General features: G+C 72.4%; 13 protein-coding genes. 9 read left to right on the plus strand and 4 right to left on the minus strand.

All coding sequences use genetic code 11. The features are described 5' to 3' along the window. Positions 1-102: 102 nt before the first annotated feature. The 6 genes from CXR04_RS17255 (at position 103) to CXR04_RS17280 (ending at position 7,611) form a co-directional block, all read left to right on the plus strand. On the plus strand, positions 103-1,209 hold the full coding sequence (locus CXR04_RS17255) for a hypothetical protein (protein ID WP_101423297.1): 1,107 nt from the start codon (positions 103-105) through the stop codon (positions 1,207-1,209). Positions 1,210-1,565: 356 nt separating this feature from the next. Then, on the plus strand, positions 1,566-3,155 hold the full coding sequence (locus tag CXR04_RS17260; protein ID WP_101423298.1) for an ABC transporter substrate-binding protein: 1,590 nt from the start codon (positions 1,566-1,568) through the stop codon (positions 3,153-3,155). Continuing rightward, positions 3,152-4,096, plus strand: a complete 945-nt coding sequence (locus CXR04_RS17265) for an ABC transporter permease (protein ID WP_101423299.1) — start codon at positions 3,152-3,154, stop codon at positions 4,094-4,096. Before CXR04_RS17260 ends, CXR04_RS17265 begins: the two co-directional genes overlap by 4 nt. A gap of 1 nt (position 4,097) precedes the next feature. Then, the gene (locus tag CXR04_RS17270; RefSeq protein ID WP_101423300.1) at positions 4,098-4,991 is read left to right on the plus strand and encodes an ABC transporter permease; all 894 of its coding nucleotides are present in this window, start codon (positions 4,098-4,100) and stop codon (positions 4,989-4,991) included. A 62-nt stretch (positions 4,992-5,053) separates the two neighbouring features. Further along, positions 5,054-5,887, plus strand: a complete 834-nt coding sequence (locus CXR04_RS17275) for a creatininase family protein (RefSeq protein WP_101423301.1) — start codon at positions 5,054-5,056, stop codon at positions 5,885-5,887. After that, the gene (locus tag CXR04_RS17280; protein WP_101423302.1) at positions 5,884-7,611 is read left to right on the plus strand and encodes an ABC transporter ATP-binding protein; all 1,728 of its coding nucleotides are present in this window, start codon (positions 5,884-5,886) and stop codon (positions 7,609-7,611) included. The genes CXR04_RS17275 and CXR04_RS17280 overlap by 4 nt, the downstream gene beginning before the upstream one ends. A gap of 23 nt (positions 7,612-7,634) precedes the next feature. Here CXR04_RS17280 and CXR04_RS17285 read toward each other — a convergent pair whose 3' ends face one another. Beyond that, positions 7,635-8,312, minus strand: a complete 678-nt coding sequence (locus CXR04_RS17285; RefSeq protein WP_101423303.1) for a GntR family transcriptional regulator — start codon at positions 8,310-8,312, stop codon at positions 7,635-7,637. A 59-nt stretch (positions 8,313-8,371) separates the two neighbouring features. Here CXR04_RS17285 and CXR04_RS17290 point away from each other — a divergent pair, with 59 nt between their 5' ends. The 3 genes from CXR04_RS17290 to CXR04_RS17300 all read left to right on the plus strand — a co-directional run bounded on the left by CXR04_RS17290 (position 8,372) and on the right by CXR04_RS17300 (position 11,489). Next, positions 8,372-9,130, plus strand: coding sequence for an HpcH/HpaI aldolase family protein (locus CXR04_RS17290; protein WP_101423304.1), 759 nt, complete (start codon positions 8,372-8,374; stop codon positions 9,128-9,130). A 49-nt stretch (positions 9,131-9,179) separates the two neighbouring features. Further along, the gene (locus tag CXR04_RS17295) at positions 9,180-9,971 is read left to right on the plus strand and encodes a carbon-nitrogen hydrolase family protein (protein ID WP_101423305.1); all 792 of its coding nucleotides are present in this window, start codon (positions 9,180-9,182) and stop codon (positions 9,969-9,971) included. A 327-nt stretch (positions 9,972-10,298) separates the two neighbouring features. Further along, positions 10,299-11,489 carry an acyl-CoA dehydrogenase family protein gene (locus CXR04_RS17300; RefSeq protein ID WP_101423306.1) on the plus strand — a complete coding sequence of 397 codons (1,191 nt, stop codon included), beginning with the start codon at positions 10,299-10,301 and terminating at the stop codon, positions 11,487-11,489. Between the two features lie 61 nt (positions 11,490-11,550). Here CXR04_RS17300 and CXR04_RS17305 read toward each other — a convergent pair whose 3' ends face one another. The 3 genes from CXR04_RS17305 to CXR04_RS17315 are packed head-to-tail and all read right to left on the minus strand — an operon-like array spanning position 11,551 to position 13,188. Continuing rightward, a complete protein-coding gene (locus tag CXR04_RS17305) occupies positions 11,551-12,168 on the minus strand; it encodes a GAF domain-containing protein (RefSeq protein WP_101423307.1) in 618 nt (205 codons plus the stop codon). Next, positions 12,165-12,842, minus strand: a complete 678-nt coding sequence (locus tag CXR04_RS17310; protein ID WP_101423308.1) for a GTP-binding protein — start codon at positions 12,840-12,842, stop codon at positions 12,165-12,167. The genes CXR04_RS17305 and CXR04_RS17310 overlap by 4 nt, the downstream gene beginning before the upstream one ends. Continuing rightward, on the minus strand, positions 12,820-13,188 hold the full coding sequence (locus CXR04_RS17315; protein WP_101423309.1) for a DUF742 domain-containing protein: 369 nt from the start codon (positions 13,186-13,188) through the stop codon (positions 12,820-12,822). The genes CXR04_RS17310 and CXR04_RS17315 overlap by 23 nt, the downstream gene beginning before the upstream one ends. Position 13,189 lies beyond the last annotated feature (1 nt).

Here is a 13,189-nt window from a genome sequence, read left to right on the forward strand (position 1 = left end):
TGACATGTCCGCACCACCGAACGTACCCACGCCCGCCCGATAGGGGTCCCGGCCCGCCATCGCGCCGTCCCGTTGTCAGTGGCGGCGGGCAGACTTGCCGTCATGCGGACGGTGTACAGCGGCGAACTCCCGGTCAGTTACATGCAGTTCTACGTGGAGAGCCGGCCGGAGGCGTTCGGGGAACAGCCCTGGCGCCCGTGCGCGGGACAGCGCAACGGGCTGTGCGGTGCCTCCGTGCCGGGGTACCTGTTCCTCACCACCGGGCTGCACACCGGCCAGGTCGGCCTGACCGTCGAGGTGCACGACGAGGCACCGCCCGTTGCGGACTTATGGGAGGACATCGTCGAGGTCTCCTTCCGGCCCGCCTCGCCGAAGACGGCGGTGCTCCCGTGGGGTGACGGGGAGCTGTGCGCCGCGGAGCTGGCGGAGACCGACCACCGGGTGCGGTACTGCGCGCGGGGAATGGACGTCGAGCCGGACGCGGAGTCGGCCGTACTCGACGGCGGGCCGCCCGTGGACCACTACCTGCTGCAGTTCTGGCCCGCCCCGCCCGCCCCGGACCAGGTGGTCCGCGAGACCTCCCGTACCGCCGGGTACTGGCACGCCCACGCCCGCGGCCTGCCCCCGCCGCCCACGCCCGGGGAACTGGCCGAGGCCGCGCGCCGCGAGCGGGAGGCGAAGGAGCGCGAGGCCGCGGAAGCCCGCGAGCGGGCGGAGCGCCTGCGGTGGGGCGGGCGGATACCGAGCGAGCGGGTGCTCGCCGCCGGGGGCAACGTGATGATGCTGGTCAGACTGGACCGCGACCTGATCGACGAGGTCGACGCCGCGGGGCCGCGGGCGCAGCGGGACCTCGCGCGCTGGGCCGCGCGCCGGGCGCTGGCGGCGGCGGGGCTCGACCGCGTCGGATGGGTAGCCGCCGGCCTTGAGGGCCTGGACCGGGGCGAGGCGCTGCCCGCGCCGTTCGACGACATGAGCCGGGCCTTCGACCGGCTCCTCGCCGACCCCGCGGTTCCGCAGACCCTCGTGGACTCGACGGACGGCCGCTACGACAACGTCCTGCAGCAGGCCATGGCGCTGCCGGCGCTCTTCGGCGCGGCGGAACCCGACCCCCTGAGGGCCGCCCTGGACGCACTCTCCCACGCGGCCGCGACCTGGGGCAGCGCGTACCCGTCGCTGTTCGCCGAGGCCCGCGCGCGCCTCCGGCCCTGACCCCGGGCGGCCTCCCCGGGAAGCGGACCGGCCCGCAGGCCCCCGCGCGCCCCGTTCCCAGGTCGGGCGGGTCCGACGGCCCACGGCCACGGCCCTTCGTCCCCCGGCCGCGTCCGCGCCCCAGCCCCCGACGACCCGCCGCCGACGACCCGTGCACTGCCCCCGAGTTCGCCCCTCCCGGTCCGCCGCCTCGCCTCCGGCTTCTCCCACACCGGTCCTGACCACCGCTTCTCATCCGGAATCAAGGTCTGCACACCCGTTGACCCCTATGTGGACCCCGTGTATACCTGCCACATGCACGGTGGATCCACCGCCGGTACGGCTCGTCCCCTGGCCCCGATGTGTGGAGATAATCAATGGCACCAATCAGCAGGCGGCACCTCCTCGCCGCCGGCGGCGGCGCGCTGGGCAGCGCGGCGCTGGCCGCGTGCGGCAGCCCGGTCAACCTGCCGTCGTCCATGGAGGAGGTCACCCCCCGGCCCGGCGGCCCGAGCCGCGGCGGGGTGCTGCACTTCGGGCTCTCCACGGACCCGGCCAACCTCGATCCGCACGTCACCACGGGCGCCGCGTCGGACCTGCTGCGGCAGCTCACGTACAACGCGCTGCTGCAGTACGACGGCGACGGCGAGATCATCGGCGACCTGGCCGCCGAGTTCGGCTGGGCCGACGACACGACGTACGAGGTCAAGCTGCGCCCCGGAGTCCGCTTCCACGACGGCTCGCGGCTGACCACGAAGGACGTCGCGTTCTCGTTCCGCCGCATGATGGACGAGAAGACCGCGGCGACCACGGGCCCGCTCCTCGACCTGGTCGAGGAGGTCGAGGCCAAGGACGCCACCACGGTCGTCTTCCACCTCAAGCAGGCGGACTCCACGATCCCGTTCGTCCTCGCCAACCCCACCGCGAACATCGTCTCCCAGCGCTGGATCGAGTCCGGCGTCGACCCCAAGACGCAGGTCATGGGCACGGGACCGTTCCGGTTCGTGGAGCGCATCCCCGGGGTGAGCACGACGTACGAGCGCTTCGACGAGTACTTCGAGCCGGAGCTGCCGTACCTCAACGCGATGGTCTTCCAGCCGATGAGCGACGACTACGCCCGCGTCACGGCCCTGCGCACCGCCACCGTCGACATGATCGACTACGTCCCCGCCACCCACGTCGACGTCATCAGCGAGAACTCCCGGCTGCGCCTCGCCTCGGACCGCAGCTTCGGCTTCGGCTTCGTCGGCTTCGTCACCAGCAAGCCGCCGTTCGACGACGTACGCGTCCGCAGGGCCGTCGCGATGGCGATCAACCGGGACTCCGTGCTGGAGACCGCGCTCCTCGGCCACGGCCAGCCGATCGACGGCGCCCTGATGCCGCCGGCCTTCGCGCGCTACTCCGGCTCCCTCGACAACACCATGGACCACGACCCGGAGCAGGCCCGCTTCCTGCTCAAGAAGGCCGGCCAGGAGGGGCTGACGCTGCCGGTCGTCACCACCAGCACGTACTCGGTCATCGCCCGCCCGGCCCAGGCCATGCTCCCCGGCATCCGGGAGGCCGGGGTGGACGTGCGGCTGACCCAGCAGGAGTGGCTGACCTTCCGGGCCAGCGTCGAGGCCAAGTCGTACCCCGTGCACTCCTGGGGCACCGCGCCGAAGTTCGGCGACCCCGCCTCGCTGAGCGACTTCCTCGGCAGCACCGGCACGTTCACCGCGAACACCGACTTCAAGGACGAGCGCATCGACCAGCTCCTGGCCGAAGGCCGCCGCACCCGCGACCGCGCGCTGCGCGACGAGATCTACCGGGACGTCGAGCAGCGGGCCCTGGAGCTGGTGCCGATGACCTGGACCGTACGCCGCCAGCAGGGCGAGGCGCACTACGACTACGTCAAGGGCTACCGGCACCCGCCCAAGGGCTCGTGGACCGGAGTGACGCTGCGCCGCATATGGATGGACAAGAAATGAGACGGTTCCTCCTCACCAGATTCGCACAGGCGGCGCTGCAGCTCTTCGCCGTCGGCAGCATCGTGTTCCTCCTCGTCCGCCTCATCCCCGGCGACCCGGCGCGCGCCGCGCTCGGCGAGGGCGCCACCGAGGAGCAGGTGGCGCAGACCCGCGACGCGATGCACCTCAACGACTCCTTCTTCAGCCAGTACTTCGGCTTCTGGGGCCGGCTCTTCCAGGGCGACCTCGGCACCTCGCTGATGAGCAGCCGCCCCGTGATGCAGGACCTGCCGAACCGGCTGGGCAACTCACTGGAGCTGGTGCTCGTCTCGCTGATCATCGCGGTCACGCTGGGCGTGCTCCTCGGCCGGGTCGCGGCCACCCGCGCGGACAAGCCCGCCGACCACGCGCTGGTCGCCGGCTCCATCTTCGGCATCTCGCTGCCGGTGTTCGTCGTCGGCACGCTGCTGCTGATGGTCTTCGCGTTCCTCGTGCCGATCCTGCCGCCGCAGCGCTTCACCACGCCCTGGCAGGATCCGGTGGCCCACGTGCAGATCCTGATCCTCCCGGTGGTGACGCTCACCGCCGCCTCGTGCGCGGTCATCACGCGCATGACGCGCGCGGCGATGCTGGAGACGCTCTCCGCGGACTACGTACGCACCGCCCGTTCCAAGGGCCTCGCCGAGCAGCGGGTGATCAAGGACCACGCGCTGCGCACCGCGCTGCTGCCGGTGGCGTCCGCGACGACGGTGGAGCTGACCACGCTGATCGGCAGCACCGTGCTGGTGGAGACGATCTTCGGCTGGCCCGGGGTGAGTTCGCTGCTGATGAGCGCGGTCGGGCAGCGCGACTACCCCGTCATCCAGGCCGTCGTCCTCGCCGTCGCGGCCGTCGTCATCCTCGTCAACCTCGTCGGCGACCTGGTCGTACGAGCCCTCGACCCGCGGGCGGAGGAAGCCTGACATGCCGACCGTCGAACTCACCACCGCCGCGCCACCGCCCACCGCCGCCACCCCGCCCCGCCGCGGGGGCCGGCACCTGCTGCGCAGCCTCGCCGCCAACCGGCGGACGTCGATCGCCGGCGGCTTCCTGCTGCTGGTCTGCGCCGCCGGGCTGCTCGCCCCGCTGATCGCGCCGCACGACTACCGCGACATCGCCGGCACCCCGCTCACCCAGGGCGGCGTGCTGGGCATCGACGACTACGGGCGCGACGTGCTCTCCCGGCTGCTCATCGGGCTGCGTACGTCACTGGCCGTCGCGCTCTCCGCGGTCCTCATCGCCGGCGCCATCGGCACCACGCTCGGCCTGGTCGCGGGCTACGGCGGCCGCTGGGCGTCCAGCGTCATCATGCGCGGCATCGACATCCTGCTCAGCTTCCCGCCCATCGTGCTGGCCATCGCCGTGGTCGCCGCGATGGGGCCCGAGCTGGTCAACGTCGTCATGGTCATCGGCGTGCTGTACATCCCGCGGTTCACCAGGATCGTCTACAGCCAGGTGCTGGCGATCCGCAGCGTGGAGTACGTCGAGGCCGCCGAGATCATGGGCACCGGACGCAGCACCATCCTGCTGCGCACGATCCTGCCGAACGTCGCCGCGCCGGTGATCGTGCAGCTCAGCCTGTCGGTGAGCTTCGCCATCCAGATGGAGGCGGGGCTGAGCTTCCTCGGCCTCGGCGCCCAGCCGCCGCTGCCGTCGCTCGGCACGATGGTCGGCGCGGGACGCGACTTCCTTGAGGTCCAGCCAACGCTGCTGATCTACCCGTCGGTGCTGATCATCCTCATCGTGCTGGCCCTCAACGTCTTCGGCGACGGCCTGCGCGACCTCCTCGACCCCCGCCGCAGCGGGACCGACTCGTGAACTCCCGTACGCACACCGCACCGCAGCAGCACCCCAGCACAGCAGCGAAAGGAACCAGCCCCATGGCCGTCTCCCTGCCCGACACCCACCGTCTCGGCGAACTGTCCTGGACGCAGGTCAAGCACCTGGCGGAGCAGGACCCGGTCGTCCTGCTGCCCATCGGGGCCATCGAGCAGCACGGGCCGCACCTGCCGGTCCACGAGGACTCCATCGTCGCCGAGTGGGTCGCCGACAAGCTCGCCCGCGAGCACGGCTACTGGGTCGCGCCCGCCCTCAACTACGGCCACTCCGGCGTCTTCCGCGGCTTCGCCGGGAACCTCTCCCTCAGCCAGGAGACGCTGCGCAACGTCACGTACGAGATCCTGGAGGCCCTGGTGGCCTCCGGCTTCCGGCGCATCGTCATCGTCGACAACAACGGCGGCAACGTCGGCCCGGTGACCGGCGCCGCCATCGACGCCCGGCGCGACTTCGGCATCCTCGTCGGCCACCTCTACCCCTGGCAGCTCGGCTACGCCCTGATGCGCGACGTGTACGACGACCCGGCCACCGCCTACGGGCACGGCGCCGAGCCGGAGCACTCGGCGATGCTGGCGATGTTCCCCGAGCAGGTGCAGAGCGAGCTGGCCGAGCCGGGCGGGCTCTCCTCGCCGGCCGGCTGGACGCCGACCAGCTACACCGAGGCCGCCATCCCCGGCCAGCCCGTACCCGGCACCGTCCTCTGGGACTTCTCCGAGATCAGCGCCACCGGCTGCACCGGCGACGTGAGCCTGGGCAGCGCCGAGACGGGCAAGGTGTGGATCGAGCGGGTGCTCGGCTTCTGCGCCGCGTATCTGGCGGAGTACGACCGCAACACCCGTACGGCGGCGGGCGCCGGAACCGCGGCGGGGCCGAAGTGACCGGCGCCGACCTGGAGAAGGAGGCGACGGCGGCCCAGCCGGTGCTGAGCGTCGAGCGGCTGTCGGTGGACTTCCGCGTCGCCGGCGAGTGGATCCCCGCCGTACGGGACGTCAGCTTCACCGTCGGCCGCGGCGAAGTCGTCGCGCTGGTCGGCGAGTCGGGCTCCGGCAAGTCGGTCAGCTCGATGTCCGTGCTGGGCCTGGTCGCCGGCAGCGCCCGGCACCGCGGCAGCATCCGCTTCCACGACACCGAGCTGCTCGGCCTCGGCCACGAGGCGCTGCGCGGCATCCGCGGCAAGCGGATCGCGATGATCTTCCAGGAGCCGATGACGGCGCTCAACCCCGTCTACACCATCGGCAAGCAGATCGCCGAGGCCATCCGCTGCCACGAGAAGGTGTCCGCGGCCGGCGCCCGCGCCCGCGCGATCGAGTTGCTGACGAAGGTCGGCATCCCGGAGCCCGAGCGCCGCGTCGACAGCTACCCGCACCAGCTCTCCGGCGGCCAGCGGCAGCGCGCGATGATCGCCATGGCGATCTCCGGCTCCCCCGAGGTCATCATCGCCGACGAGCCGACCACCGCGCTCGACGTCACCGTGCAGGCCGAGATCCTGGAGCTGCTGCGCGGACTGCGCCGGGACCTCGGCTCCGCGGTGCTCATCATCACCCACGACATGGGCGTGGTGGCCGACATCGCCGACCGCGTGGTGGTGATGAAGGAGGGCGAGGTCATCGAAGAGGCGCCCGTGGGGCGGCTGTTCGCCGCGCCCGGGCACGAGTACACCCGCCGGCTGCTGGCCGCCGTGCCCAAGCCGCCGCCCCCTGGCGCCGAGCCCGCCGCGGTGACCAGGCCCGGGGCGGCAGTGGGGGTACCCCCGCCGACGGGGGCATGGCCGGCGGGGGAGGACACGACGCTGCGGGTACGGGACCTGGAGGTCGAGTACCCCGGGCGGCTGGGCCGCAAGGGGTTCAAGGCCGTGCACGGCGTGAGCCTGACCATCGGCAAGGGCGAAGTCCTGGGCCTGGTCGGCGAGTCGGGCTCCGGGAAGTCCACCATCGGCCGGGCCGTCGTCGGGCTGTCCCGCGCGACCGGCGGGTCCGTCGAGGTCTGCGGCACCGACGTCACCGGCCTGTCGGGGCGCCGGCTGCGGGCCTTCAGGCCGACGTACTCGATGGTCTTCCAGGACCCCGGCGCCTCGCTCAACCCCCGCTGGTCGATCGGCGACTCGATCGCCGCGCCGCTGCTGGTCAACCGCCGTGCCGACCGCGCCGCCGCGCACGCCCGGGTGGCCGAGCTGCTGGAGCAGGTCGAGCTGCCCGCGCACTGGGCGAGCCGGTTCCCGCACGAGCTGTCCGGCGGCCAGCGCCAGCGCGTCGGCATCGCCCGCGCGCTGGCGCTGGAGCCGGAGCTGCTGATCGCCGACGAGCCGACGTCCGCGCTCGACGTCTCCGTCCAGGCCACCGTGCTGCGGCTGTTCCGCGAGCTGCAGGACCGGCTGGGCTTCGCCTGCCTGTTCATCAGCCACGACCTCGGCGTGGTCGAACTCCTCGCGCACGAGGTCGCGGTGCTCCAGAACGGGCGGCTCGTGGAGCACGGCCCGGCGCGCGAGGTGCTGGCCAACCCGCGTACGGAGTACACCAAGCGGCTCGTCGCCGCCGCGCCCGTGCCGGACCCGGTGCAGCAGGCGGAGCGGCGCCGGCTCTGGCGCGAGATGGCGGCGGCATGACCGCCGTGCGCTGCCGCCGCCGGTCAGTCCAGGTGCGCGACCACCGTCTGGTCGGGGTTCAGGTGGGTGCGGATCGTCCGGGCGGCGGTCTCGAACTCATACCCGCCGAGGGAGTCCAGCAGCGCGTGGTGCTCGCGCATGATGAGCGGCAGCCGCTCGGGGCGGATCGTTATCGCCGAGACCCCGATGCGCTGGTGCCGCGGCTGGAGGCTGCGGAACAGGTCGGTCAGCACGGTGTTGCCGGTGGCCCGGACGAAGCCGAAGTGGAACTGGAAGTCGAGCTTGCCGTGCTCGGCGATCGCCTCGCGGTCGCCGGCGCGGCAGCGCGCCAGCAGCTCCGTGTCCCCCATCTGCGCGAGCAGTCCGGCCTGCCGGGCGGGGATCTCCAGCCGCTTGTCGCACAGGGTGCGGAAGCCGTGGATCTCCAGCACCTGGCGCATCTCGTACGTCTCGATCATCTCGGCCACGGTGACGCGCCTGACCTGCGCGCCGCGCCGCGGCAGCAGGTCGAGGAACCCCTCGGCGGCCAGCCGGTGCAGCGCTTCGCGCACCGGCGTCCGCGACACCCCCGCGGCCAGGGAAAGGACCTTCTCCTCCAGGAACGACCCCTCGGGGTAGCGCCCCAGCAGGATCGCCTCCTTGACCCACTCGTACGCCCGCGCCCGCGCCGTCACCGCACGGCCGTCCTCGTCGACTGACACGCTCCCCGCCCTTTCTGGCCCATGTGTATACGCAGTGTATACCTACGTGAAGGAGGCTCATGCCCCCGCGCACGACCGACCGCCGGCGCGAATACGCCGCCTGGCTGTCCGACCCGAGTTTCGCCACCGCCGAGATCGTGGCGGCCACCGGGTACGGCGCCGTGGTGCTCGACATCGAGCACGGCGCCTTCGACCTCGCCGATCTGGAGCGGTTCATCCCGTTCCTGCGCCGGCTCGACCTCGACGTGCTCGCCAAGGTGCTCGGCCCCGAACGCGGCCCGATCCAGCAGGCGCTGGACTTCGGCGCCACCGCCGTCGTCGTGCCGCACGTGGAGAGCGCGGCGCACGCCGCCGAGGTCTGCTCGTACGGCAAGTTCCCGCCGCTGGGGGACCGCAGCTTCGCGGGCGGCAGGACCGCGGGCTACGGCGGGTTCGACGACGACTGGATCGCCCGGCAGGACCGCGAGACCCGGGTCTACCCGATGATCGAGGACGCCGGGGCCATCGAGGAGATCGGGAAGATCCTCGACCTGCCGGTGGTCGACGGGGTGTTCGTCGGCCCCAGCGACCTGTCGATGCGCCGCGCGCGCGGCGCGTACACGCGGAGCGAGGCGGACTTCGCGGACCTCGCGGCCATCGCGGACGCCGCCCGGACGGCCGGCAAGCCGTGGGTGCTGCCGGCCTGGTCGGCGGCGGAGAAGGCATTCGCGCTCGCGCACGGCGCCGACCAACTGGTGCTGACCATGCAGCACGGCGCGCTGCTGGCCGGCTTCGGCGCCGCGGTCGCCGAGACCGACGCGCTGGCCGGGCGTAGCTGACCGCACGCCGCCGGACCGTACCGCTCCACCACACGAAAGGCACCACCTCATGCTCGCCACCGTCGCCCAGTTCGCCGCCACCACCGACAAGGCCGCCAACCTCGACGCCGCCGCGGGACTCGTCGCCACCGCCGCCGCGCGCGGCTCCGACCTCGTCGTCCTCCCCGAGAACTCGATGTACGCCAACCCCGACCCGCAGGCCGAGACGGCGAGCCAGGCCGAGGCGATCGACGGTCCGTTCGCCACCGCGATCGGCGCGCTGGCCAAGGAGCACGGCGTCGCGATCGTCGCCGGCATGACGGAGGCCGCGGCCGGCGCCGGCAAGCCCAGCAACACCGTCCTGGCCGTGGACCGCGGCGGCGAGCAGTTCGGCGTGTACCGCAAGGTGCACCTCTACGACGCCTTCGGCTACCGGGAGTCGGACCGCATCCAGCCGCAGCCCGCCAAGGCGCTGACCTTCACCCTCGACGGCCTCACCGTCGGCGTCATGACCTGCTACGACCTCCGCTTCCCCGAGATGGCCCGGTTCCTGGTCGACGCCGGCGCCGAGGCGATCGTCGTCCCCGCCGCGTGGGTCACCGGTCCGGTCAAGGAGGACCACTGGACCACGCTGCTGCGGGCCCGGGCGATCGAGAACACCGTCTACGTCCTCGGCTGCGGCCAGACGGGGCCCGTCTCGTGTGGGCAGAGCGCCATCGTCGACCCCATGGGCCAGATCGCCGCCTCCGCCGGCGAGGCGCCCGGGGTGGCGTCCGCGGTCCTGGACGCGGCGCGGGTCGCGGAGGTGCGGGTGAAGAACCCGAGCCTGGCCAACCGCCGCTTCTCCGTGTCCTTCGGCTGACGCCCGGCCCGCAACCACGCCCCTTTTCCGCCCCTTTGGGAACGGCCCCCCGGGCCGGCCGGTCGCTGCCGGCCGGCCAAGGGCCGTTCCGGGGGCGTTCGGCCCCGGCGGCCCGGCGAGCAAATGGGACCGTAGCACCCATACGAGGCGGGTGCGGAGTGCGACGACGTGCATACGGGGAGGTGAACGACCCGGAAGCGAGCGTTTGTGGGTACTGCGGCGATGGCGATAAATCTTCACCGTGGGTGGAGGCCCTACCTGGCCTCTGTCACCACAGGCCCACGCCGACCTGCTCACCCCACCTGCACGCGAGAAGGCGAGACTCAGATGGACGGTTACTTCCTCACGGAGCGTCATATACGTCTCAGGGAGGAGGTCCGCGCCTACGCGGAGCGCGAGGTCCGCCCCCGTATCGCGGGAATGGAGGAGTCGCGGAGCGTGCAGTTCGAGCTGTCCCGCGACATCGCCCGGCAGGGCTGGCTCGGCGTCACCGTCGAGGCCGAGTACGGCGGGATGGACATGGGGCACCTCGCCAAAACGATCGTGATCGAAGAGCTTTCGCGCGTGAGCGCCGCCATGGGCGCGATGGTGCAGGCGTCGCAGCTCGGTGTCGCCAAGATCGTGCACTTCGGCAGCGCCGTCCAGAAGAAGACCTGGCTGCCGCTGGTATCCGCCGGCGTCTGCATGCCGACCATAGCCGTCACGGAACCCACCTCGGGCAGCCATGTGCTGGGGATGTCGGCGAGCGCGGAGCGCGTCGGGGACGAATACATCGTCAACGGCCGCAAGGTGTTCGTCGGCAACAGCCACGTCGGTGATCTCCACGGCGTCGTCGTGCGCACAGGACCGGGCTCCAAGGGCCTCTCGGCACTGCTGGTGGAGGCCGACCGCCCCGGCTGCACGCTGGGCCCGCACCGGCCCTCCATGGGCCTGCACGGCTTCAGCTTCGGCGAGGTGATCTTCGACAACTGCCGGGTGCCGGTGTCGAACCTGCTGGGGCAGGAGGGCGACGGGCTCTCGGTCGCGTACTCCTCCAGCATCCTGTACGGCAGGCCCAACCTCACCGCCGTCGCCCTGGGCATCCACCAGGCGCTCGTGTCGGAGACCACCGCCTTCGCCGCGCGGCAGATCCGCTACGGCAAGCCGCTGGCCGAACTGGGCACCGTCAAGCAGCGGCTGGGCGAGATGCAGTCGCGGCTGATGACGGCCAGGCTGGCCGCGTACCACGCGACGCATCTGCTGGACCGCGGGCTGCCGTGCGACGCCGAGCTGCAGAACGCCAAGCTGGTCAACGTCGAGTCCGCGCTCGACTCGGCCCGTACGGCGATGGAGGTGCACGGCGCCTGCGGGCTCTACCCGGAGATGTCCGTGGAGCGGTATCTGCGCGACGCGTACCACGTGTTACCGCCGGCGGGCACCTCCGACGTGCAGCGGCTGCGGCTGGCGGAGGTGGCGCTCGGCGCGGACCACGAGCCGTGGTCGACGCGCCTCGCGCCGCACTCCGTCCAGCCGGTCTGAGGAGCGGAGCGACTGGGGCGCAAGCCCCCGCAAGGCCCCCGCGGCTTCGCCGCGGGGGCCTTCAGCTCGCCGCCCGGCCCCGGCTGCGCTCTTCGAGGATCTCCATCAGCGAACGGGCCTGGGTCTTGATGAACTCCAGGCCCTCCTGGGCCTGCCGGCCCCACGGGCGCGGCTCGGTGTCCACCACGCACACGGTGCCGAGCGTCACGTCGGTCACCGGGTCGATGAGCGGCGCGCCCATGTAGGTGCGGATGCCGATCTGGTCCACCACCGGGTTGCCCGCGAAGCGGGGGTACGCGCACACGTCGGGCAGCACCAGCGCGGTGCGCCGGCCGACGACGTGCGGGCAGTAGCCGTGGTCGCGGTCCATGATCCGGCTGACCTCCGGCTTGCCCGGCTGCTCGGCGAGGCTGGGGTCGGCCCAGTCGGCGGGCGGCGCGTACAGGCCGGTGAAGTACTGGTGGTCGGTGATGAGGTTGACCATCGCATACGGGGTCCCGCCCAGTTGGGCCAGCGACGCGGCGCCCTCGGCGAGCCGGGCGGCGAAGGCGTCGAACTCCGGGTCGGGGTTGTCGCCCAGGCCGAGTTCGTGCAGCCGCTGTTTGCGCCGCTCCAGCTCCTGGTCCTGCTCCCCGTCGGTCATCAGATGGCGGGCGGTGTGGTGGTCGAAGGTCGTCATGCGGGGCTCCTCGGTGGGGAGGTGGGCACGGGCTGTGCGGACTCGGACGCGGACGCTGCCCCGGTCGCGGGCTCCGGTTCCGCCGGGGCCCCGGCCCTGGCCGCCACGGACCGCGCGTGCGCGTGCTCGACCAGCCTGATCAGCAGGCTGCGCGCCGAGCTGGTGGCGCGGGCGTCGCAGCACATCACGGGGGTGTCGCTGCGCAGATGGAGCGCGGCCTTCACCTCTTCCGGGGTGTAGTGGTAGGCGTCGTCGAACTCGTTGACGCCCACCACGAAGGGCAGGCCGCGCCGCTCGAAGTACTCGACGGCCGCGAAGCAGTCCGCGAGCCGCCGGGTGTCGGCGAGGACGACGGCGCCGATGGCGCCGCTCGCGAGGTGGTCCCACATGAACCAGAACCGCTTCTGGCCCGGCGTGCCGAACAGCAGCAGCATCAAGTGGTGCGCGGTGAGGGTGATGCGGCCGAAGTCCATCGCGACGGTGGTCGCGTCCTTCTCCGGCACCCCGTCCAGACTGTCGTGGTCGACGCTCGCGGCGGTCAGGGTCTCCTCGGTCGTCAGCGGCGGGATCTCGCTCACCGCACCGACCATCGTGGTCTTCCCGACCCCGAACCCGCCGGCTATCACGATCTTCAGCGGGACGAAGGAGTCGTCAGAGATTGCGTAGTCCGACAAGGACCTTCTCCAGTAGGTATGGGTCGGTGGGGTCTGGCGGGCCCGCGGGCGCCGTCAGGATGAGCGCGCAGGTGTCGAGCAGGTCGCACAGCAGGATCTTGGTCACCGCCACCGGCAGCCCGAGCCGGCCGGCCACCTCCGCCACCGAGCGCGGGCCCGCGCGGCACTCCCGCAGCGTCTCGTCGTGCTCCGGCGTCAGCGGCACCCGCGGCAGCGTCCTGGCGGCCATGACCAGCGTCTCCAGGGCCAGCCTGCGGGTCGGCGTGGTCCGCCCGCCGGTGACCGCGTACGGGCGTAACCGCGGGGCTCCGTCCTCCACCCAGGGGGCATCGTCGTACGACGTCATG

This window comes from Streptomyces sp. CMB-StM0423 (genome assembly GCF_002847285.1).
Taxonomy (GTDB): domain Bacteria; phylum Actinomycetota; class Actinomycetes; order Streptomycetales; family Streptomycetaceae; genus Streptomyces.